This window comes from Streptomyces sp. NPDC050546 (assembly GCF_044457425.1).
Classification (GTDB): Bacteria; Actinomycetota; Actinomycetes; order Streptomycetales; family Streptomycetaceae; genus Streptomyces.
In genome coordinates, this window is the sequence record NZ_JBITGX010000017.1 from 35042 (window position 1) to 55473 (window position 20432).

Here is a 20432-nt window from a genome sequence, read left to right on the forward strand (position 1 = left end):
GATCCGGAGGCCGTCCGCGGCGGGTTGCTCAGCGCTTGCGGGTGGGCCAATTCGCCGTATGCCGCGAACCACCCTGCGACGCGGCGGAGTTGGCGGTCGAGCCCCGGCCGTTGGTGCCCGGGTGCGATGCGGAGGACCGTTCGCCCGCCACCAGCAGCGGATCGAACATCACCACGACCCCGGCCAGCAGCAGGAAGACGACCGGTCCCAGCAGCATCGGCAGCAGCAACGACATGGGCGAGTCGCCCTCCCACGTCCCGTTGGCCGCGTCGTGCACATGGACGCTGACGGCGGCCATGCCCGAGTAGTGCATCCCGGACACCGCGACACCCATCACGAGGCTCGCACCGAGGCTCATCAGCAGACCGCGGATCGTGACGGCCGACCACAGCGCGGCGGTCGCGGCGGCGATGGCGATCAGCACGGACAGCGCGACGCCGAGCGGGTCGTAGCCGACGTCGCCGTTCAGCCGCATCGCCGCCATGCCCAGGTAGTGCATGGTCGCGACGCCCAGTCCCGTGACGGTACCCGCGACCGCCAGGACCGTGCGGCCCGTGCCGCGGTAGCCGACGATGAACACGCCGATGCCGACCACGACAACGGCCACGACGAGACTGAGCACCGTCGTGGCCGCGTCGTAGCGGATCCGGGTCTCCTCCACGTGGAAGCCGATCATGGCGATGAAGTGCATCGTCCAGATGCCGCACCCGATGGAGGCGGCGCCTAACGCCAGCCAGCCGGGCTTCCAGGACCGCGAATCGAGCAGCGAGCGCACGATGCACCGCAGCCCCAGTGCCCCTCCCAGGCAAGCCATCAGATAGGCCGCAACCGGGGTCACCGCACCGTAGCGGAACCCGTCGACCGTGCCGTCCATGAGCCAACTCCCCCCAGAGTCTTGGCTGGTGTGGAGGCAAGGTTTACGTGCAGTGGACACGTGAAAGCAAGCCCTTACCGTCGGTAGATCGACAACTTGCGTTCATCGAGTGTCGACTTCGGTCAGAATGTGCGCTTCAGGAGGTCGAGCAGGGCCGCCCAGTGCCGCTCGTCGCCCTCCTGGTGGTACGACGCCGTGTCCGCCTGCGTGAAGCCGTGGGGCGCGCCCGGATACACCTCGCAGCGGTGGCGGACGCCCGCCGCCGTCAGGGCCTCCTCCAGCCGCTCGATCTGCTCCGGCGGCAGCGAGGGGTCCTGGTCGGCGTGGCCGAAGTACAGCTCGGCGGTGATCCTGCCGGCCACCAGATGCGGGCTGTCCGGTGTGTCCGTCGCCAGGCGCCCGCCGTGGAAGCCGGCCGCGGCCGCGACCCGCTCCGGGTAGGTGCCAGCGGTGAGCAGCGAGAGGCGAGCGCCCATGCAGTAGCCGGTCAGTGCGACCGGTCCGTCCGCCACCGCGGGAGACCCGGCCAGCCAGCCCAGATAGGCGGCGGCGTCCCGCATCGCGACGTCGGGCGTCAGGGTCTGCATGACCGGCATGATGCGCTCGAATATCTCCGGACGCGCCCCCGGGTCGATGAACTCGGGCAGCTCGAACAGCGGGGCGCGACCGTGCCGGTAGAACACGTTGGGCACCAGCACGGCGTAGCCCTCGGCGGCCAGCCGGTCGGCCATGGACCGCAGTCGCGGACGCAGTCCGAAGGCGTCCATGTAGAGCAGGACCGCCGGATGGGCGGCCCCGTCGCCGGGGCGGGTCAGATACGCGTCCGCGGTGCCGTCCTCGGTGGGGATGTCGACTTCGGTTCCCTGTACGGCGGTCATGGCTGGGCTGCCTCTCTGCGGGGTGTCGGGGCTGCGGGGGTCTCGGACCCGCGAGGTGCCGGACCTGCGGGGTCCGGCCAGGGACCCGTCCGCGTGACCGGGCGGATCAGGGGCATCGTGACACGCGCTTTCCCGGGGCATTTCGCCCACCCCCCGCACACGGTTCAACCGTGAACGGCCCTTGGCGTGCCCTTTACTCGAACCGTGTGGTGTCGCCCGCGCCGTGCCGCACGATCTCCGCCTCCCCACCGGAGAAGTCGATGACCGTCGTCGGCTCGGTGCCGCAGTCGCCGGAGTCGACCACCCCGTCCAGGACGTGGTCGAGCTCGTCCTTGATCTCCCAGCCCTGCGTCATCGGCTCCTCCTCGCCGGGCAGCAGCAGCGTGCTGGACAGCAGCGGCTCACCGAGCTCGGCGAGCAGGGCCTGGGTGACGACATGGTCCGGGATCCGGACGCCGACCGTCTTCTTCTTGGGGTGCTGCAGCATGCGCGGCACCTCCTTCGTGGCGGGCAGGATGAACGTGTAACTGCCGGGCGTCGACGCCTTGATCGCGCGGAACACGTCCTTGTCGACCCGCACGAACTGGCCGAGCTGCGCGAAGTCCTGGCACACGAGGGTGAAGTGGTGCCGGTCGTCCAGCTTGCGGATCGACCGGATCCGGTCGATGCCGTCCCGGCTGCCCAGGCGGCAGCCCAGCGCGTAACAGGAGTCCGTGGGGTAGGCGACAAGAGCGTCCGCGCGGATGCTGTCGGCGATCTGGCCGATGGTGCGCGGCTGGGGGTTGTCGGGGTGCACGTCGTAGTACTTGGCCATCTGCCGAGCTTATGCCGCCCGCGAGGGCCGGTGGCGCAGGGTGGGGTCTCGGCCCGGGATGAGTGCGTGGCACACGTGAGGTAACGTCCCCGACCGGTGCGCCGGAGGCGGTGCGAGAAGCGAGGGGAAGGCCGAGGTGGCTGGCCGAGAGGACGGGAACCGGCAGCAGGAGACGCAGGCCGGCGCGGGTCCGGCGTGGGCGGAGGAACTGCTCGAGCATCTGCGCCCGGCGGGACGCGACGTCCGCAGGGTCGTCGCCTGGCTGGCCGGCGCCGTGCGCGGATCCGTGGCCCTGGAGGACGCCGCCGGGAATCTCATCGCGGGGAACCGGCTGCCGCTGGACGAGGACCTCGTCTCCGACATCACCGCGGGCCGGATCGCCTCCGCGGCCTGGGAGAGCCGGGAACGCCACCTGCGCCTGGTCCGGGTGGAACACCCCTCCCACGCGTGCGTGCTGGCCGTCTCCCGCGAGGCACCCTTCGACCGGCGGGCCTCCGACGTGGTCACCCGCACCGCCCAGGTGATCGAGCTCCTGCTGACGGCGCGCGAGTCGACCGCGGCGGGGCACCGGCTCCGGCGGGCCACCTCCGACCTGCGCCTGGCCATCCTCCAGCTGCTCATGGTCGAGGACACCGTCGCCGCCCGCCGCGTCGCCGCCGGGCTCTGGCCCGGGCTGCTCGACGCCGAGACGGCGTGCGTCTACGTGGTCGAGTCCGGCCCCGCCGTACGCGACCGCATCGCCGAGGAGTGCCTGGACAGCACCGGCGAGGAAGCCCTGGTCGTGCGCTGCCCGGCCATGGACGGGCACGTGATCGTCGTCAGCCCCCGTGACGCCACGCGTGAGGCCCTGCGGTCACTGGTGGGACGGCACCCGGACCTCTTCCTCGGCGGCAGCGTCCGGCAGAGCCTGGCCCGGACCGCCACCGCGTACGGACAGGCCGTCAGCGCCCTCGCAGTCGCCCACTTCCGGCCCGACAAGACGGCCGTGTACGCCGAGCGCACCCACCCGGAACGCCTGATGGACCCGGTGGCGCTGCGCGGCTGGACGTCCCGCGTGCTGCGCCCGCTCGACACCCTGCCGCACCACACCCGCGCCGAACTGCTCGCCACCAGCCGTCTCGGCCTGGAGTTCACCGCCGTCAACGCCGCCAAGGTCCTCGGCGTCAGCCGCAACACCGTCCGTGCCCGCATGGAACGCGTCGAGGGCCTGCTCGGCACGGACTTCGCCGACCTCACGGTCCGGGCCGTCGTCCACCTGGCGCTCAACACCCAGATCGGCCTGCCCGACGCGCACCCGGCGGGCGACACCGGCAACCCCGGACTCCGGTTCTCCGACCTGCTGTCCGGGCCCGCCGTGCGCACCTGGGCACAGGACCTGCTGGGCCGGCTGGACGCGGACGCCAGGAACCCGCGCCGGACCCTGCGCACCTGGATCGCCGCCGGCGGCAACGCCGAACGGGCGGCGCAGACCCTGGGAGTGCACGCGCAGACGGTGCGGGAGCACGTCCGCAGCGCCGAACCCGTCCTGGAGCGCCAGCTGCTGGCCGCGGGCACCGACCTGTACGAGGTCGTGCTCGCCCACCTGGCCGTCGGTGACCTCGACCTGCCGGTTTTCCGCCGCCACGGCTGACCGGTTTGCCTCTGGGGCAACCGGTTGGCCAGGTCCAGGCGGGACGAAACCGGGCCAACCGGACTCAGCTGTGCACGGGTGAGCCTTGTTGAGTGCGCAACGGGCATCGGCGCGGTTCACAAGGCCTCTGCCATGGACGTAAGTTCAACGCACCGCGGGGGCACGACCGGAACGGGGGACCGGTCGCGCTCCCGCGAGCTGCCGTCGGCCGCCTCAGCCCCGCAGCCGCACCGGGATCTCCTGCCAGCCGAAGGCGATGAAGGACGGCACCTGCCGCAGGTCCTCGTCACCGGTGGCCAGGGACAGGCCGGGGAAGCGGTCGAACAGGGCGGGCAGCGCGGTGAGCGCCTCCAGACGGGCCAGTGGTGCGCCGATGCACCGGTGGACCCCGATCCCGAACGCCAGATGGTCGTCGGCGGCGCGTGTGGCGTCGAAGATGCCGGCGTCCGCACCGTAGTGCTCGGGGTCGAGTCCCGCTGCGGCGTACGTCGTGATGATGGCGTCGCCGGCCGGGACCGTGATGTCGCCGACGGTGAGGTCGGTGACCGCGAACCGCAGCGGCAGGGACGCGATCGACGGGTGCGCGCGCAGCGTCTCGTCGACGACGGCGTCCCAGCCGATCTCCCCGGACCGCACGGCGGCCAGCTGTTCGGGGCGCCGCAGCAGAGCCACGGCCGCGTTGCCTATCAGATTGACGGTGGTCTCGAAGCCGGCCCCGATGACCAGCAGCAGCGTGTACAGCAGCTCCTCGTCGCTGAGCCGGTCGCCGTCCTCGTCCCGGACCCGGATCAGTTCGGTGGTCATGTCGTCACCCGGGTGCGCGGCCTTGTGCGTGATCAGCGCGGGCAGCACCGTGCCGATCTGCCGCTGGACGGAGGCCGCGTGCTCCGGGCTCGGGTCCGTGGTGTCCATGATGGCCGCGATCATCCGGGCGGTGTCCTCCCGCAACGCGTCAGGGACACCGAACAGTTCGCAGATCAGCCGCATCGGCAGCGGATGGGCGAACCCCTCCTTGATGTCCACCACCTCGTCGTCGGTGGCGTCGAGCGCGTCCAGCAGCTCCGCCGTGATGGCCTCCACGCGGGGCCGCATCGCCTCGGTGCGCCGGTGTGTGAAGCTGGGCGCCACCAGCTTGCGCAGCCGCGTGTGGTCCGCGCCGTACGTGGAGAGCATGTTGACCACGCCCACCCAGCCCAGGATCCAGCCCCAGGACGGGTGCTCGCCGACCTCGGGCCACAGCCGCCAGTGCAGCCGCGGGTCCCTGCTGACCCGCGGATCGAGGATGAGCTCCTTCAGCGTGTCGTGGCGCGTGGGAGCCCAGGCGGGGATGCCGCCGGGCAGCTCCACGGGCACGATCGGGCCGAGGGAGCGCAGCCGCGCGCTCTCACCGGCGATGTCGGCGCCGAACGGGTCGAGAGCGATGCGGTCGGTCACGGTCACGGTCGTCCTCCTGGCTGGTCGGGGGAGCGGGGGCTGAAACGGACGGGCAGCGCCGTCAGCGAGCGGTGGAAGGGCCCGGGGCGCCAGGTGAGGCGCTCGCGGGGCAGCACGGGTTCGAGGTCGGGCAGCCACTGGGTGAGCCGTTCGATCGCCTCCGTGGCGATGAGCAGCGTGTGCTGCTTCACCGGGCAGGCGTGCGGGCCCGCCGACCAGGACAGGTGGGAGGCGTCCCCCGGGTGCCGGTCCGTGCCGCGCTCCTGCTCGGCGGCCTGTGCCAGAGCCCCGTAGGAGATCACCACCGGCACCGCGGCCCTGAGCAGCACGCCGTGGAAGGTCACGGGTGTGCGGGCGTAGTGGATGCCGTAGTTGGCGAGCGGTGTCTCGTGGTGCAGCACCTCCAGCACCGCGTCCGTCACGGGGCGGGCGCCGCTGGTGAGCGTCGAGTAGTAGGCCGGGTTGCCGAGGATCCTGGACAGCGCGTTGGACACCAGGTTGGCCGTCGGCTCGTGCCCCGCGCCGAGCGTGAGGAACACCTGCCAGGTGACCTCCTCGGGGGTCAGCCCGGCCGGATGGTCCAGCAGCCAGCTCGGCAGGTCGTCGCCGCGCCGCTCGCTCTTGGCGGCGATCAGCTCCAGCACGTACCCGCCGAACTCGGCCTCGCCCTCCGCCGCCTGCGCGCCGCCCTCGATCAGCTTGCCGAGCGCGGAGTCGAGCCGGTCGCTCGCGCTGTCCGGCAGCCCGAACAGGCTGTTGAACACCAGCGCCATCAGCGGCCTGGTGAACTCGCCGACCAGGTCGGCCTCGCCCCGCGGCCCGAACCGGCTCACCAGCAGGTGCACCGCCCGGTGGATCCGGTCCCGCAGATCGTGCGGCTCCACCAGGTCGAAGGCGTCGAGCAGCGCGGTGCGGTAGCGGATGTGGGCGGCGCCGTCGGCGAAAAGCGTGTTGGGCCGCCAGCGCATCATCCCGAGCACGGGGGAGTCGTCGGGGACGGTCGCCTCCCACGGCCGGGGATCGTGCGAGAACGTCTCCGTGTCGTGCAGCAGGTCCAGCGCCGCCCGCCGGTCCGTGACGACGTACGCCGCCACACCGGGCGCGAGCTCCGCCCAGCCGACCGGGCCGTGGGCGCGCAGCGCCGCGTAGTAGGGGGAGGGGTCGCGGGCGAAGGCGTCCTCCCACAGGCGTACGGGCGCCGCGGGGGAGAAGGTCTGCTCGGCGGGGGACGGACGGTTCACCGGTGCTCCGCGGGTCGGTGGTCGATCAGGTGCTGGACCAGGGCGAGCAGGGAGTCGATCGAGGAGTCCGCCTCCCGCGCGTCGCAGGTCACCATCGGGGTCGTCGGCTCCAGGTCCAGCGCGGCGCGCAACTGCTCGGCCGTGTGGTGGCGGGGCGCGTCCGGGAAGGTGTTGAAGGCGACCGCGTACGGCAGCCCGGTCTCCTCGACCAGCCCGAGCACGTCGAACGAGGCGTCGATCCGGCGGGCGTCGACCAGGACGAGCGCGCCGAGCGCCCCGTAGGCGATGTCGTCCCACAGCGGCCGGAACCGCTCCTGGCCGGGCGTGCCGAACAGGTACAGCACGATCCCGCCCGGCAGGCTGATCCGGCCGAAGTCGATGGCGACCGTGGTGGTCGACTTGTCCCGCACCCCGGCGAGATCGTCCACCTGCGCGGACGCCTCGGTGAGCTGCTCCTCCGTGTGCAGCGGGCGGATCTCGGAGACGGAGCGGATCAGGGTGGTCTTGCCCACCCCGAAAGGCCCTGTGACCAGGATCTTCACCAGGTCGCGCGCGGTGTCCGGGAGGTGGATGTCCGTGTCGACGGGCTGGGTGTCAACGGTGCTTGAGGTCGCGGAGGCCATCGGCCACTCTCTTCAGCAGGTCGGGGTCGAAGCGTCGGGCGGGCGGGATGGGCGCGCGGGCCAGCGCCAGGTCACGGTCGACGAGGCCGGCGGCCAGCACCAGCACGGCGGAGACCGGCAGCCGCAGCAGAGCGGCGGCCTCCAGAACCGTCAGGGACCCGTACTCCAGCTCTTCCAGCAGGGCCGCCTGGGCGGCGGGCAGATCGGGGGGAGCCGGCGCACCGCTTCCGGTGAGCACGGACAGCCGCTCCAGATGGGCACGGCTGGGCCGCGCCACCCCGCCGGTCGACAGGTACGCGGGAACCAGGGGACGGCCGCCTCTGCGGCCGGTCATGCCGGCGTGCCGCCGTCGGCACCTCGGGGCCCCGCGGCCATCGCCTTCTCGCCCAGCCGGGCGACCTGCGAGTGCACCCGGTGGGCGAGCAGGTCGAGACGCACCTCTGGATCGCCGTACGCGGCCACACAGGTCCCGTGGTCGGTCGGCACGATGAGCACATAGCCGTGGTCCGACTCGATGACGAGCTGCCGTATCTCGGCCCGGTCGGTGTCGGCGAACGCGGCCGCCGCGGTACGGCAGGCGCCCTGGACCGTGCTGGTGATGGCGGCGACCCGCTCGGCGGACGGCTGGGACAGCGCGTCGGTGTAGCCCGTCACGAGCCCGTCCCGGGTGAGCAGGACGGCGGCCACGACGTGCGGCACCTCCAGGACCGGTTCGAGCACCCATGCCGTGTCCCCCGCTGCGCGGCTGGTCATCGAGCCGTTCCCCCTTCGTGGTCGTTCCGGTCGTGGCCGGTGTCGTCGGATGCCGCGTCGGCCGTGGTCACGGCCGGGGCACCCTCTGGTACGGCTGGGAAGGCCCCCGTGTTCGGCCGGGCGGTGGCGGATCGGCCGGCCGCCGTGCCGGACTGGAGCGCGCCGAGGGCGGCGGCGGACTCCTCGGGGCGCCGGGTCCGGCGCTGCGGCGCGGGTGTGGACGCGGGTCCCTGGGTGTCCGACGCCGGCGTGGCCCGGCTGCGGCGACGGCGCTGGGGGAGGCCGCCGCTGTCACCGGGGCTGTGGTGGCCCGGGGCCGGGGCGGCGGCACGGTCGTCCTCGTCCGTGCCGTAGCCGTGCTCCCGGTCGGCGGCGGTGGGGGCCGGCCCGGGCGTCTCGGGGACGGCGGTCGGTTCGGGCGACCGGGGTCCGGCGGTCGGCCCGGGAGTCTGGGGTCCGGCGGTCGGCTCGGGCGACTGGGGTCCGACGGTCGGATCGGGCGACTGGGGTCCGGCGGTCGGCTCGGACGCGTCGGACCCGTGGGGCTCGTCGGTTCCGCGGGGCCCAGCGGAACCGTGGAGGCCGTCGGACGTGGCGGCCGGGGTCGTTTCGGTCCCGTGGGACGGGGACGGGGACGGGGCGGACGCGGCCGGCTCCGTGCCGCGGGGCGAGGCGGAGCCGCCCGCCGTGTCCCGCACGGCCTCCTTGCGGGTGGAGCGCGGGGCGCTGGCCGCCGGGGGCAGTTCCTCGGGGTCGATCCGCGTCAGCAGATGACGGTCCACCCGCAGCACCGCCCGCACACCGCCGTACGGGGACGGGGAGGACAGGTCGACGCTCAGATCGAACTGCCGGGTCAGCTGGCCGATCGCGGCGAGTCCCATGCGCGGCGGGTCACCGAGCTCGGTGAGCAGGATCGGTTCGCGACCGCCCACCATCCGCTGGGCCCGGGCCCGTTCGTCCTGTGTCATGCCGAGCCCGGCGTCGTCCACGGTGACACAGACACCGTGGTGGACGGCCTCGAGGTTGACCACGATCCCGGTGTCGGGCGCGGAGTGCCGCAGCGCGTTGTCGAGCAGTTCGGCGACGATGATGGCGACCGGCTCGACGGCGTGGGACACCAGAGCCGTGCCGGCCTCCAGGTGGTTGTGGATCCGGACGCGCTGGTAGCCCGCGAGCCGGGCCTGACCGCCCGTCACCGCGTCCACGAGGTGCGACTCCTCCCGGGCGAGCCCGACCCAGGCCCCGCACACCACCGCGGCGATCTGCGCGCGGCGCAGCGACTGCTCGTTCTCGTGGTCCAGTTCGAAGAGGGTCTGTGCCAGCTCGGGGTCGTCGTAGCGCTGTTGCAGACCGCGCAGGGCGTCCTGCACCCGGTACAGCGCCGCCTGGATCTCCCGGGTCGCCCCGCGCATCCCGGCCTGCGCGGCGGCGTCGATCCGGGTGCGCTGCGCGGCGAGTTCGGCGTGCAGCCCCTTCAGCACCTGCTCCAGCGCGAATCCCAGGGGCGAACCCGCGAGCTGCGGGCTCAGCGGGCCGGGTACGGCGATGTGGGGGTGTGCGACCTGCCGGGCGGCGGAGGGCAGGCGCCGCGCCGCCAGATGCTCGACCTCGGCCGTGAACGCCCGGGAGGTTCCGTCGAGTTGCGCCCGTAGCGCGGCCGTCTTCGCACGCTGGGCGGCCAGTTGCCGCCGGGAGCGCAGCAGCCCGCCGCCGAGGGCGAACGCGGACAGGGTGCCGAGGGCGAGACCACCGACGGCCAGGTCCGGTAGTTCGATCATCGAAGAGATTCCAGGGAGAGTCGGGCAGGGCGGGGTCCGAGGCGCTCTGGCGAGCTACCCGCAGCACAGTACACACCGTCATCGACTGATCTCGCACGGTGGAGCGCCAGTTCGTTCCGAAAGTGATCGCTGTCTGTTCGCATCTGGGGCAACTGTCGGGATTGGCGCGCGGCGAAGGTCGGTCTGATTGTCAGTGGCGGATGCCACGATGCCGACAGCTCGCCACTCCATCCCTTGCGAGGAGGAGTTGATCGTGCGCAGGCCGGTCGAGGGAGAGGTGCATGTGCACTATGGCCAGATCTATGTCGAGAGCGACCCGGACGGCTACGGGGACGGCCTCGCCGAGGCGTTCGCCGGGCAGAGCACGGGGCTGTGCGGGGCGGCGTCACCGGGCTTCCTCTGGCTGAGCACGGGCCTGCACACCGGCGACGTCGGCTTCACGGTCGAGGTGTGAGCAGGCCCCGCCGCTTGACCCGGTCTGGGAGGACGTGGTGGAGGTGTCCTTCCGTCCGGTGTCGCGGGACGCCGCGCTCGTGGAGTGGGCGGGCGAGGCGTCCTGGCCGCTCGGCCTGGAGGAGGCCGACTACCGCGTGCGGTACTGCGCCCAGGGCATGGACCGGGCCGGCGACCGGGACATCCGGATGGACGGCGAGCCCCAACCGGATGGACGGCGAGCCCCAACTGGACCGCTACCTCCTGCAGTTCTGGCCCGCCCCGCCCGGGCCGGACCGCATTCTGAAGCAGACCTCGCTGAGCGCCGCCCACTGGCACCGTTACGCCCGCGAACTGCCGCCGCCCACCCCGGCCGAACGCGCCGAAGCCGAACGCCGGGCCCGCCTCGCCGAGGAGACGGCGCAACGGGAGCGCCGTCTTGCCCGTGAAGGGTGGGAGTGGGGCGGACGGCCGCCGAGCCAGGCCCTGCGCGACGTCGGCGGCAATGTCCGCGGCCTCCTCCCGTTCGACCCCGCCCTGCTCCACGCCCTCGACGCCTCCGGTCCCGTCACCCAGCGTGCGGTGGCCCTGCTCGCCGCCCGCCGTGCCTGCGAGGCGGCCGGTCTCACCACCCTCGACTGGGTCGCCGGCGCGCTCACGGCCCTGGCCGAAGGCCGCCCGCTGCCGCCGCCCTTCGACGACGACGCCCGCATGTGGCAGACCCTGGCCACCGACCCACGCGTCCCGGACCGCACCGTCGGCCATGCCGTCCCGCCCGAGCGGCCCCCCTTCCGGCCGCCCCTGTCAGGGCGCGACCGAGGGCTGGACCCCCAGGAGGCGGCACAGGCCGTGGTCGGCCCGGCAGCGGCCGTTGCGAGGACGGTGACCACCGAGGCCGGACCGCCGCCGACCATGGCCGAATCGCCGACCGCCGAGGCGGGACGGTCGATCGCCGAGGCCGAACCGCCGACAGCCGAGCCGGAACGGTCGATCGCCGGGGCGGACCGGTCGATCGCGTGGTCGGTCGACGAGGCGGAATCGCCGACCACCCTGGCGAATCCGCCGGCCTCCGACTCCACCTGGAACGGCGCGATGTTCACCGTCGGCCGGCCGAATCCGGCCGCGCGCATCTCACAGCCTTACGCAGCCCTCCCCGCCATCACCGGCGCCGCCGAATCCGACCCGCTCCAGGCGGCCCTCGACGCGGTGTACGCGGCCGTGGTCACGTACGGCGAGGACCACCCGGCCCTTCTCGCGGAGGTCCGGTCCGCGGTCGAGGGGCGGCGTTCGTAGCCCGGCCCCCGACCGAGCCCCCGACCGAGCCCCCGACCGAGCCCCCGGCCGAGCGCTCGGCCGAGCCCTCCACCGCGCCCCGGTTCACGCGCTGACCATCCGTCCCCCAAGCCCGGGCAACGCGCTGGGAATGCGGGGATATGGCCGGTCAGGTCTTGGCCAACCGCACCCCGCGCATTGGTCACCTGTTCACCGACTGCCCCTGACACGCCCGGTCCCGCCGGGCGGAGAGTGATCGACGGCCCGGAGCGAACCGGGCCGGCCGGCCCTCCGGAGAGCCGCAATCGCTCACCCTCCCTGTCAAGCAAGAAGGGGCAGACATGGCCGAGTTGACCCGTCGTAGACTCCTGGGTTCCGCCGCGGGCGCGCTGGGCGGCGCCGCGGCGCTCTCCCTCCTCCCGCCGAGCGTCCAGAAGGCCGTCGCCGCCGAGCCGCCGAAGCACAGCTCGCTGCGCGACATCGAGCACGTCGTCATGCTGATGCAGGAGAACCGTTCCTTCGACCACTACTTCGGCACGCTCTCCGGCGTCCGCGGCTTCGCCGACCCGCACGCCCTGCGGCTCGACACCGGACGGTCCGTCTTCTACCAGCCGGACTCCGAGAACCCCAAGGGCTACCTGCTGCCCTTCCACCTCGACACCCACACGTCCAGCGCCCAGGCGATCCCCTCCACCAGCCACGCCTGGTCGGTGCAGCACGAGGCGTGGAACGGCGGCAGGATGGACCGCTGGCTGCCGGCACACCGCAAGGCCGACGGCGTCAACGGCCCCTACGTCATGGGCTACTACACGCGCGAGGACATCCCCTTCCAGTTCGCCCTCGCCGAGACCTTCACCGTCTGCGACCACTACTTCTGCTCGGTGATGGGCCCGACCTGGCCGAACCGCCTGATGTGGATGACCGGGTCCATCGACCCCGGCGGCACCCGGGGCGGCCCGATCCTCAGCAACGTGGCGCCCACGCCGTACCGCTGGACGACGTACGCCGAACGCCTCCAGGCGGCCGGGATCAGCTGGAAGGTGTACCAGCAGGACGACGACTACGGCTGCAACATGCTGGAGCAGTTCGCGACGTTCAAGGACGCCCGGCCCGGCTCCGACCTGTACGAGCGGGGCGTGCGTCCGCAGCCGGAGGGCACCTTCGAGGACGACGCCCGGGGCGACCGGCTCCCGGCGGTGTCGTGGATCATGCCGACCAGCTACCAGTCCGAGCACCCGGACTATCTGCCGGCCGCGGGCGCCGACTTCGTGGCGTCGAAGATCGAGGCGATCGCGTCGAACCCGAAGGTGTGGCGCAAGACCGCCTTCATCCTCAACTACGACGAGAACGACGGCCTGTTCGACCACGTGGTCCCGCCGACCCCGGCCGACGGCACGAAGGACGAGTTCGTCCAGGGGCTGCCGATCGGCGGCGGCTTCCGCGTCCCCGCCATCATCGTCTCGCCGTGGACGGTCGGCGGCTGGGTCGCCTCCGAGCCCTTCGACCACACCTCCGCGCTGCGGTTCCTGGAGCGGTTCACCGGAGTCGAGGAGCCCAACGTCAGCGACTGGCGGCGGGAGACCTTCGGCGACCTGACCTCCGCCTTCCGCTTCCCGCACGCCCGGCCGCGCCCGCCCCGTCTGCCGGACGACACGGCCGAGCAACTGCAGAAGGCCCAGCAGGAGGTCGCCACCCTGCCCGAGCCGACACTGCCGGGAGCCGACCAGCGCTTCCCGCGCCAGGAGAGGGGCCGCCGCCCGCACGTGTGACACCCGCCCGGCCGGCCCGCTCCACGGCACGTCGTGACCCGCCGACCGGTCACCCGGCCAGGGCGCTACGGGCCACCGAGAGGGCCTGTTCCGCGTAACCCCGGCCGAACAGCACGGCGTGCACCAGCAGCGGGAACAGCTGGTGCACGCCGACACGGTCCGCCCACCCGTCGGCCAGCGGCGCCTGCTCCTGGTAGCCCTCCAGCACGGCCTCCAGATGGGGACAGCCGAAGAGACGCAGCATCGCCAGGTCGGTCTCGCGATGCCCGCCGTGCGCCGCCGGATCGATCAGCCACACCTGCCCGTCGGACCCCCACAGCACGTTGCCGTTCCACAGATCGCCGTGCAGCCGGGCGGGCGGCTCGGCCGGACCCGCCAGCCCGGGCAGTCGCTCGCACAGCCGCTCCACGACGGCCGCCTCACCGGGGCGGACGGTGCCCTGGTCCACGGCCCGCCGCAGATACGGCAGGACGCGGTGCGCGGCGTACCAGCGCGGCCAGTCGGTGCCCGGCTCGTTGCGCATCGGGGCGAGCCCGATGTACGCGTCGGCGGGCCCTTCCGGTGGCGGCGCGCCGAACGCGGGCGCCCCGGCGGCGTGCAGGGCGGCCAGGTCACGACCGAAACGGGCCGCCGCCTCCCGGCTCGCCCGCCCCTGCGGAACCCGGTCGACGACCAGCCAGCTCCCGTCGTGGCCGTGCACGGCCGGCACCCGCACCGCCCCGGCGCCGGCCAGCCAGCGCAGCCCGGCCGCCTCGGCCCACGTCGCCCCAGGATCGTCGGCACGCTTGACGACCACCACCCGCCCGTCGTCGAGAGTGACCTCCGCGAGGCCCCCGGACAGGGGCCGTTCGCCGGTGACCACCCGTCCGGTGAGCCGGGCGGCGGCGTCCGTGCGGGCGGTCATACGTGGTCCTCCTCGACTCCGCGGTTGATCTCCGGCCAGCCTACGGTCGTGGCGGAACCGCTCAGCTCCCCGAACCGCAGTCGACGTCGAGCAACTGGATGGGCCGCGTCGCGTCCAGGTCGACGTACGCCGTGAAGTCGGCCTTGCCGGACCCGCCGCTCCAGTACGTGCTCACGGTCGCCCAGCCGACCCGCGCGGACTGGGCCGTGGTGACCGGGCCGATGTCGATGGACGCCGGGATGTTCTGGGCACACAGCAGGACGTCGAACTCCGGGTTGCCGGCGACCTTCTCCTTGAGCTGCGGCGAGATGCCGTACTTGCGGGCGAAGTCGCCGGGGCCGTGCTCGCCGTAGAAGTCCTCGAGGAAGGTGTGGATCTCCTCGGCGGTGTACCGGTCGTCGGCGTCCGCGGCGGGCGCGGCGGCGGCCGGGACCGCGGCGGCGGCGATACCGAGTGCGGCGACACAGCCGACGGCGCAGGCGCGCCACCTGGCAGGGCGCGCGGCGTTGCGGAACATGTGGATACCCCCGTTGTGGTCTCTTCGACGTGCTCCCCGTGCCGCGGCGCGGCCGTTCGCCAGGGAGCCGTCGCAGGAGGAGACCGCTCGTGTCCGGCCGCCGTTGCGCCCGTCTCGACGGCCGTTTCGATTCCGGGACATTCGCCACGCACCGGTCACGCGGGACGGTGAAATCCCGCCGCCCACCGACAGAACAGGCCGCCGCCGGGGGAGCGATCGGGGCATGACGACTTCACCGTTCCAGCGCACCATCGCCCTGCCCGCCCCCGTGTGCGAACAGGCCGCGCAGCACCTGGAGCAGGCCGCGCAACGGGCCATCGACGGAGCCGCGATCCCCCTGAAGGCGTTCCGCGCGGCCGCCGACAGCGACTTCGTCCTCCCCGTGCCGGTCGTCGAGCAGGCGGCGGCATGTCTGCTGGTCCTGGCCACCGAGACCGCCCAGACCGTACGCCCCTCGGCCCTGCGCGCCACCATCAGCGTCGCGCTGCGGCTCCGCGACGCGGTGGATCTGACGCATCAGCCCGCCCTCAGCAGCAGATTCTGGTGAAGCCGGGCCGATCTTCCGGGGCCCTGCGCGTCAGCTGGTCTCGCGGAAGGCGACGTCGACCTGTCTGCGGCGCAGTTCCTCCAGCGAGGTGTGCTGCCGGCGGGCCCGTTCGACCAGGTCGTCGAGCTGCCGTGCGTCGAGGCGCCGGTCCGTGCCGGCCAGGGCGCGGAGCGCCTGCCAGACCGCGGTCTTGCCGTCCACTCCCAGCCGCAGCGCCTCCAGCTCCCACAGCGTGCTCAGCGGGGAACGCCGTACCAGGCTGCCGTTGCTCTTCAGACGCCCCATCTGCTCGGCCGCCCGGCCCGCGTAGACCTTGTAGCGCCGCACCGGGACATCGAGCCGCCGCATGATGTGGAGCAGGCTCGCCCGGTCCTCGGCGATCTCGTCCGCGATCGGGGCCAGCGCGTCGGCGAGCGCCGGATCACCGCACGAGCGCAGCAGATAGCGGACGCGAGCGGTCCCCGCGGTGGCTCCGGCGAGATGGTCGTTGAGGTAGATGCCCAGCAGGGACATGTCCGTGGCCGGAGCACCCGGTGCGCCCGGCGGGTCCGCTCGCTGTTCCGTCATGGCACTGCTCCTGTTCCGCTCCGCCCCTGTGCCACGGCCACCCGCGTGGTGACGCGTACGAGGCAGGGTCTTCGGGGCGTCGAGCCGGGCCCGAACCGCACGGGAGGCTCGACCGGGGCGAGGGCGCCGAGGCTCTCGCCCTCGTAGGTGACGGTGGCCGAGGTGACGGGGCGCAGGTCCCGGACGCCGTACCACTGGTGCCGGCCGGCCCGGGCGCTGCCGTGGGTGCGCGCGCCCAGCAGCAGCCGGGCGGGCCGGTCCCACAGCGCGATCCAGCCCGGGCTGGTGGCGAGCCGGACCGGCACCGCCCGCAGCGCGAGGCCCGGCAGGCCCCTGCGGCCCGTGCTGAAGCGCAGCTCGAGCGGCGGCGCCGAGACGGCCCAGTGCCGCCGGTCGGTGACCCGCACTCCGACCGGCACGACCCGCACCTCGTCGAAGGCATACGTAGCGGCCACGAAGTCCGCCGTCTCCCGTGAGGGCGCCAGCAGCAGCCGAGACCCGCCGCGCCCCTCGAACATCACGTCGCTGAACGGCCCGAACGGCGACCTCGCCCAGTGCCCGAGCACCACACGAGCGCCGGACGCCGTTCCGAGCCCCGCGATCCAGCCGTCGAAGCGCAGAGCACGCAGCGGCGACCGGGTGCGGGTACGCCGGGCCGGACCACTGGGTTCGCCGGACTCACCGGGACCGTGGAAGAGCACGCGGCCCGGGTGCCCGGCCCCTGCGCGGCGAAACGGCACCGGGGCTCCTCCGTCCGGGCTCCGGCGATGTGGCCGAGGCCACGTCACGGACGAGGTCCCTGTCACGCCCGGGCGAGCACGACGGCGGCTACCGTCTACGAGCGGATCCCCCACTTCCCCCACCCTTTCGGACGGCCCGGCAGTGCAAGCAGATCTCTCCCCTGTCATCGCGGCGACCGCCCAGTGGCTGACCCACGCCTACCCCGCCTCCGGCGGCGCGCTGGCCTCCGCCCTGTGCGAGGTGCAGGCCCGGCAGGCCGTGACGGTCGCGGCGTGGCTCAGGTACCCGACGGAGACGGACGCCGCCCTGCTCGGCATGGCGGGCCCGGGCGGCTCCGCGCGGCTCGACTGGGCCACCGGCGCCGACGCGGCCCCGCGCGACGACGAGGACGACGCGCACGCCTGGCGCACCTGGGTGGACGAGGTCGTCGCGAGCTGGGCGGCCTGTCTGCTCGGCGACCCGGAGCTGGCCGGCCGGGCGGTGGCCGCGCTCGCCGAGGGCAGCCACAGCACCGGCACTCCGGCCGAGTTCCGCAGGCTCCTCGCCCCCGACGACGGCGACCGCCGCGCCGCCGCCCTGCTGCGCCACCCCGATCTGCTCGCCCCGGTGGCCGGCCTGCACCACTCCCGGCTCCTGGCCCGCCTCCACCCGGGCCGCACGCTGATCGCCTGACACGGCGCCCGTCCCTCACCCTCCGTCACTCACCTCTTTGCCGTACACGACCGTGCCCCGCTCGCACGGGCGGCGGACGCTGAGCGGGGGCAACGCCGCTGACGGAGGAGAGACCGACATGACCACCGCCCTCTCGCGGAGCTGGGAACACGCCGTCGTCACGGGCGGTGCCGGGTTCGTCGGATCCCATCTGTGCGGGGCCCTGCTGGACGCGGGCGCCGCCGTCACCTGCGTGGACGACTTCAGCACCGGCAGGCCGGAGAACATCTCGCCGCTGCTCGAACGGCCCGGCTTCACCCTGGTGCAGGCCGACGTCGCGGAGGAACTGCCCGTCAAACAGCGGCCCGACCTCGTCCTGCACTTCGCCTCCCCGGCGTCCCCGTCGGACTATCTGCGGCTGCCGCTGCACACCCTGGACACGGGCAGTCTCGGCACCCGCAACGCCCTGGACCTGGCACACGCCGCCGGCGCCCGCTTCGTCCTGGCCTCGACCTCCGAGATCTACGGCGACCCGCGGCAGCACCCCCAGGACGAGCGCTACTGGGGCAACGTCAACCCCGTGGGCCCGCGCAGCGTCTACAGCGAGGCCAAACGCTTCGGCGAGGCGCTGACCACCGCCCACGCCGAGACCCGCGGCACCGACACCTGCGTCGTGCGGCTGTTCAACACCTACGGCCCCCGGATGCGGGGCGAGGACGGACGAGTGGTGCCCGCCTTCGTACGGCAGGCACTGGCGGGCGAGCCCCTCACCGTGACCGGCGACGGCCGGCAGACCCGGTCGCTGTGCTACGTCGACGACACCGTGCGCGGCGTTCTGGCGGCGGCCGCACACGGCATGCGCGGCCCCGTCAACATCGGCAGCCCGACCGAGATCAGCATGCTCGACCTGGCGCGCCTGGTCGTCGAACTCGCCGGGTCCTCCTCGGAGATCCGCCCCGTCGCACGCCCCGTGGACGACCCCGCCGTGCGCTGCCCGGACATCACGCTCGCCCGCGACAAGCTCGGCTGGGAACCGCAGGTACGCGCCGAGGAAGGGCTGCGGCGCGCGATCGCCTGGTTCCGCGAGGAGGCGACGGACGGCTGACCCACCCGGGCACGCCCCCGGTTCCTGGCCGCGGCACCGCCCCGCTCTCCGCGGCGAGCGGGCACCGCCCCGCTCTCCTCGGCGTGCGGGGGCTGCCCCAGGTCCTGTCGTTCGGATCACGCCGCAGACGCGGGGCCGAACGACGGGGCCTAGTCGAACTTGCCGCGGCCGGTCAGCGCGTCGCGGAGCCGGTCGATCATCCCCGTGCCCGGAGCCAGGAGCTTGTTCGCCGGAGGCTTGTCGGGGGCGGCCGGGTGGGGCCGGGTCGGGGCGGTCTTCTTCGCCTTGCGGACCTTCTCGCCCAGCTCGTTGAGCGTGTCCATCGGACAGGCCTGCCGCAGCGCGGGGAAGAGGGTTCCCTCCTCCTCCGCGAGATGCGAGCGGATCTCGCTCATCAGCATGCCCATCAGCCGGTCGAAGTCCCGGTCGCCCGCGTCGCAGCCTTCCAGGTCCTTCATGATCCGCTCGGCGGTCGCGTGGTCGGCGAGTTCCCGGTCGGCGAGCGCGTCCCCGTTGGCCACGTGCTCGCGCACGGCCGGATACAGATAGGCCTCCTCGGCCACCGAGTGCCGTACCAGCTCGATCGTGACCTGGTCGGCGTACACCTTGCGGTCCTGGTGACCGGACGGCAGCGCCTCGATCCTGCCGAACATCTCCTCGACTTCGCGGTGATCGGTCACCAGCTCGTCGATGACGTTTCCTCCGTGTCCCATGTCCTTCACCTCCAGCCCCCGGGTCCCCCCTGCCACGAATGGCCTAACGCGCGGTCCCGGACACGCACAGCGCCGACGGCTCAGACGGGGAGCCTGGCCCGGACCCGGCCGGCCGCGGCGGCCGGCCGGGCGGTGGCACGGACGGAGCGGCGCACCAGTCCCGCGTCGTGCCGCAGGCCATGGGCGGCATGGGTGCCGCGCCACAGCAGTGAGGGGCGGGCGCCGGTGTCGTCGGCGGCTATCAGCAAGCCGCCGAGCATGGACATGTTCTTGAAGAAGTGGATGCGCTGCCGGTCCCGTTCCGAGGGGTCCTCCACCTCCCAGAAGCGGTGCGCCGCAAGCGTCGTGGGCACCAGCGTGGCCGCGATGGCCAGCGCGGCCGGACGCGGCATACGGCCCGTGGCCAGCATCAGGCCCGCCACGACCTGCACGGCGCCGTTCAGCCGTACGACCTGCTCGGTGCGGTCGGGCAGCGCCGAGAGGCGTTCGGTGACCGGTTGTACGACAGGCTCGGCGACCGGGGCTATCTCATCCGGGGCACGGACGGAACTCAGGCCGCCCGTCAGGAACATCGAGGCCAGCATGGGGCGGCCGAGCACTCGCAACAGGCTCATGGTCCTCTCCAGGGTGTCGGTGGGCACAGCGCTCGCCGGGTTCCCCGCCAGGGGCGAAAGCACGCACCCGGTCCGGCCCGTGGGGCTGATACGCGTGCGTCGGATGTTGAACATGTGATGTAAATAAACTCATGGGTAAGTTGGCATGATTTGTTCCCATCAGGTGCACTAGAGGAGAAAGCATCCGCTTCCCTCAAGGAGATGGTGCAATGTCCCCCACCGAGAAGGTCACCAAGGAACTGACGGGCATCCAGAGTGCCGACATCGAGGCGGCACTCGACCCGGCAGAAACCGACGGCATCTACCGCGACAGCCGTGAGTGCGCCGCACTCGCGCTGTTCAAGGGCGGATTCGGTCTCCTCCTGTCGCCGCCCACCCCGCGACCCAAGAAGGGTTGAGTGGACCGACAGGAGCAACCATGAAGCAGTCAGGCACTTCGTCTCTCTTGCAGGACGCGGTGCAGGACCTCGCTTCCGGCGTGGGGGGCCCGCGGGGGGGGGGGGGCCCCCCGCGGGGGGGCCCCCCCCCGGGGGGGGGCCCCGCCCCCGGGGGGCCCGCCCCCCCCGGCCGTCCTG

Annotated in this window: 23 protein-coding genes; 8 read left to right on the top strand and 15 right to left on the bottom strand. The window is 73.2% G+C overall.

Features of this window, described 5'->3' with window-relative positions:
• Positions 1 to 28 precede the first annotated feature (28 nt).
• From ACIBK5_RS34030 to ACIBK5_RS34040, 3 genes are all read right to left on the bottom strand, one after another.
• Positions 29 to 874: an MHYT domain-containing protein gene (locus tag ACIBK5_RS34030; protein WP_399025706.1), complete on the bottom strand. Its 846-nt coding sequence runs from the start codon at positions 872 to 874 to the stop codon at positions 29 to 31.
• 122 nt (positions 875 to 996) lie between these two features.
• Positions 997 to 1752, bottom strand: coding sequence for a dienelactone hydrolase family protein (locus ACIBK5_RS34035; RefSeq protein ID WP_399025708.1), 756 nt, complete (start codon positions 1750 to 1752; stop codon positions 997 to 999).
• 193 nt (positions 1753 to 1945) lie between these two features.
• Positions 1946 to 2566, bottom strand: a complete 621-nt coding sequence (locus tag ACIBK5_RS34040; RefSeq protein WP_399025710.1) for an L-threonylcarbamoyladenylate synthase — start codon at positions 2564 to 2566, stop codon at positions 1946 to 1948.
• Positions 2567 to 2702: 136 nt separating this feature from the next.
• Here ACIBK5_RS34040 and ACIBK5_RS34045 point away from each other — a divergent pair, with 136 nt between their 5' ends.
• The gene (locus tag ACIBK5_RS34045) at positions 2703 to 4196 is read left to right on the top strand and encodes a helix-turn-helix domain-containing protein (protein WP_399025712.1); all 1494 of its coding nucleotides are present in this window, start codon (positions 2703 to 2705) and stop codon (positions 4194 to 4196) included.
• A 213-nt stretch (positions 4197 to 4409) separates the two neighbouring features.
• Here the strand turns inward: ACIBK5_RS34045 and ACIBK5_RS34050 are convergent, their stop codons facing one another.
• From ACIBK5_RS34050 to ACIBK5_RS34075, 6 genes are read right to left on the bottom strand one after another with little or no spacing between them, the layout of a single operon-like run.
• Positions 4410 to 5636 carry a cytochrome P450 gene (locus ACIBK5_RS34050; RefSeq protein WP_399025713.1) on the bottom strand — a complete coding sequence of 409 codons (1227 nt, stop codon included), beginning with the start codon at positions 5634 to 5636 and terminating at the stop codon, positions 4410 to 4412.
• Positions 5633 to 6871 carry a cytochrome P450 gene (locus tag ACIBK5_RS34055; RefSeq protein ID WP_399025715.1) on the bottom strand — a complete coding sequence of 413 codons (1239 nt, stop codon included), beginning with the start codon at positions 6869 to 6871 and terminating at the stop codon, positions 5633 to 5635. Before ACIBK5_RS34055 ends, ACIBK5_RS34050 begins: the two co-directional genes overlap by 4 nt.
• Positions 6868 to 7494, bottom strand: coding sequence for a GTP-binding protein (locus ACIBK5_RS34060; RefSeq protein WP_399025717.1), 627 nt, complete (start codon positions 7492 to 7494; stop codon positions 6868 to 6870). Before ACIBK5_RS34060 ends, ACIBK5_RS34055 begins: the two co-directional genes overlap by 4 nt.
• Positions 7466 to 7828 carry a DUF742 domain-containing protein gene (locus tag ACIBK5_RS34065; RefSeq protein WP_399025719.1) on the bottom strand — a complete coding sequence of 121 codons (363 nt, stop codon included), beginning with the start codon at positions 7826 to 7828 and terminating at the stop codon, positions 7466 to 7468. The genes ACIBK5_RS34060 and ACIBK5_RS34065 overlap by 29 nt, the downstream gene beginning before the upstream one ends.
• Entirely contained in the window at positions 7825 to 8247 is a 423-nt protein-coding gene (locus tag ACIBK5_RS34070) for a roadblock/LC7 domain-containing protein (RefSeq protein ID WP_399025721.1), read from the bottom strand. Before ACIBK5_RS34070 ends, ACIBK5_RS34065 begins: the two co-directional genes overlap by 4 nt.
• Positions 8244 to 10025 carry an ATP-binding protein gene (locus ACIBK5_RS34075; protein ID WP_399025723.1) on the bottom strand — a complete coding sequence of 594 codons (1782 nt, stop codon included), beginning with the start codon at positions 10023 to 10025 and terminating at the stop codon, positions 8244 to 8246. Before ACIBK5_RS34075 ends, ACIBK5_RS34070 begins: the two co-directional genes overlap by 4 nt.
• A gap of 253 nt (positions 10026 to 10278) precedes the next feature.
• Here ACIBK5_RS34075 and ACIBK5_RS34080 point away from each other — a divergent pair, with 253 nt between their 5' ends.
• From ACIBK5_RS34080 to ACIBK5_RS34090, 3 genes are all read left to right on the top strand, one after another.
• Positions 10279 to 10479: a hypothetical protein gene (locus ACIBK5_RS34080; protein ID WP_399025725.1), complete on the top strand. Its 201-nt coding sequence runs from the start codon at positions 10279 to 10281 to the stop codon at positions 10477 to 10479.
• Positions 10480 to 10688: 209 nt separating this feature from the next.
• Positions 10689 to 11750 carry a hypothetical protein gene (locus ACIBK5_RS34085; protein ID WP_399025727.1) on the top strand — a complete coding sequence of 354 codons (1062 nt, stop codon included), beginning with the start codon at positions 10689 to 10691 and terminating at the stop codon, positions 11748 to 11750.
• Positions 11751 to 12070: 320 nt separating this feature from the next.
• Positions 12071 to 13498 carry an alkaline phosphatase family protein gene (locus tag ACIBK5_RS34090; RefSeq protein WP_399025729.1) on the top strand — a complete coding sequence of 476 codons (1428 nt, stop codon included), beginning with the start codon at positions 12071 to 12073 and terminating at the stop codon, positions 13496 to 13498.
• A 49-nt stretch (positions 13499 to 13547) separates the two neighbouring features.
• Here the strand turns inward: ACIBK5_RS34090 and ACIBK5_RS34095 are convergent, their stop codons facing one another.
• Both ACIBK5_RS34095 and ACIBK5_RS34100 read right to left on the bottom strand, forming a co-directional pair.
• Entirely contained in the window at positions 13548 to 14402 is an 855-nt protein-coding gene (locus ACIBK5_RS34095; RefSeq protein WP_399025731.1) for a fructosamine kinase family protein, read from the bottom strand.
• Between the two features lie 61 nt (positions 14403 to 14463).
• On the bottom strand, positions 14464 to 14919 hold the full coding sequence (locus ACIBK5_RS34100) for a hypothetical protein (RefSeq protein WP_399025733.1): 456 nt from the start codon (positions 14917 to 14919) through the stop codon (positions 14464 to 14466).
• A gap of 223 nt (positions 14920 to 15142) precedes the next feature.
• Here ACIBK5_RS34100 and ACIBK5_RS34105 point away from each other — a divergent pair, with 223 nt between their 5' ends.
• Complete coding sequence (locus ACIBK5_RS34105) at positions 15143 to 15466, top strand: hypothetical protein (RefSeq protein WP_399025735.1); 324 nt, start codon at positions 15143 to 15145, stop codon at positions 15464 to 15466.
• 30 nt (positions 15467 to 15496) lie between these two features.
• Here the strand turns inward: ACIBK5_RS34105 and ACIBK5_RS34110 are convergent, their stop codons facing one another.
• Both ACIBK5_RS34110 and ACIBK5_RS34115 read right to left on the bottom strand, forming a co-directional pair.
• Entirely contained in the window at positions 15497 to 16033 is a 537-nt protein-coding gene (locus ACIBK5_RS34110; protein WP_399025737.1) for a hypothetical protein, read from the bottom strand.
• Positions 16030 to 16662: a hypothetical protein gene (locus ACIBK5_RS34115; protein ID WP_399025938.1), complete on the bottom strand. Its 633-nt coding sequence runs from the start codon at positions 16660 to 16662 to the stop codon at positions 16030 to 16032. Before ACIBK5_RS34115 ends, ACIBK5_RS34110 begins: the two co-directional genes overlap by 4 nt.
• Positions 16663 to 16915: 253 nt before the next feature.
• On the opposite strand from ACIBK5_RS34115, the gene ACIBK5_RS34120 reads away from it, so the two are divergent.
• Positions 16916 to 17446, top strand: coding sequence for a hypothetical protein (locus ACIBK5_RS34120; RefSeq protein WP_399025739.1), 531 nt, complete (start codon positions 16916 to 16918; stop codon positions 17444 to 17446).
• Between the two features lie 118 nt (positions 17447 to 17564).
• Positions 17565 to 18530 (top strand): NAD-dependent epimerase/dehydratase family protein, encoded by a 966-nt coding sequence (locus tag ACIBK5_RS34125; RefSeq protein ID WP_399025741.1) that lies wholly within the window; start codon positions 17565 to 17567, stop codon positions 18528 to 18530.
• 149 nt (positions 18531 to 18679) lie between these two features.
• On the opposite strand, the gene ACIBK5_RS34130 is transcribed toward ACIBK5_RS34125, so the two are convergent.
• Positions 18680 to 19243, bottom strand: coding sequence for a hemerythrin domain-containing protein (locus ACIBK5_RS34130; protein ID WP_399025743.1), 564 nt, complete (start codon positions 19241 to 19243; stop codon positions 18680 to 18682).
• 80 nt (positions 19244 to 19323) lie between these two features.
• Positions 19324 to 19857 (bottom strand): DoxX family protein, encoded by a 534-nt coding sequence (locus ACIBK5_RS34135; RefSeq protein ID WP_399025745.1) that lies wholly within the window; start codon positions 19855 to 19857, stop codon positions 19324 to 19326.
• A 209-nt stretch (positions 19858 to 20066) separates the two neighbouring features.
• Between ACIBK5_RS34135 and ACIBK5_RS34140 the strand changes: the two genes are divergently transcribed.
• Positions 20067 to 20255 (top strand): hypothetical protein, encoded by a 189-nt coding sequence (locus ACIBK5_RS34140; protein WP_399025747.1) that lies wholly within the window; start codon positions 20067 to 20069, stop codon positions 20253 to 20255.
• Positions 20256 to 20432 lie beyond the last annotated feature (177 nt).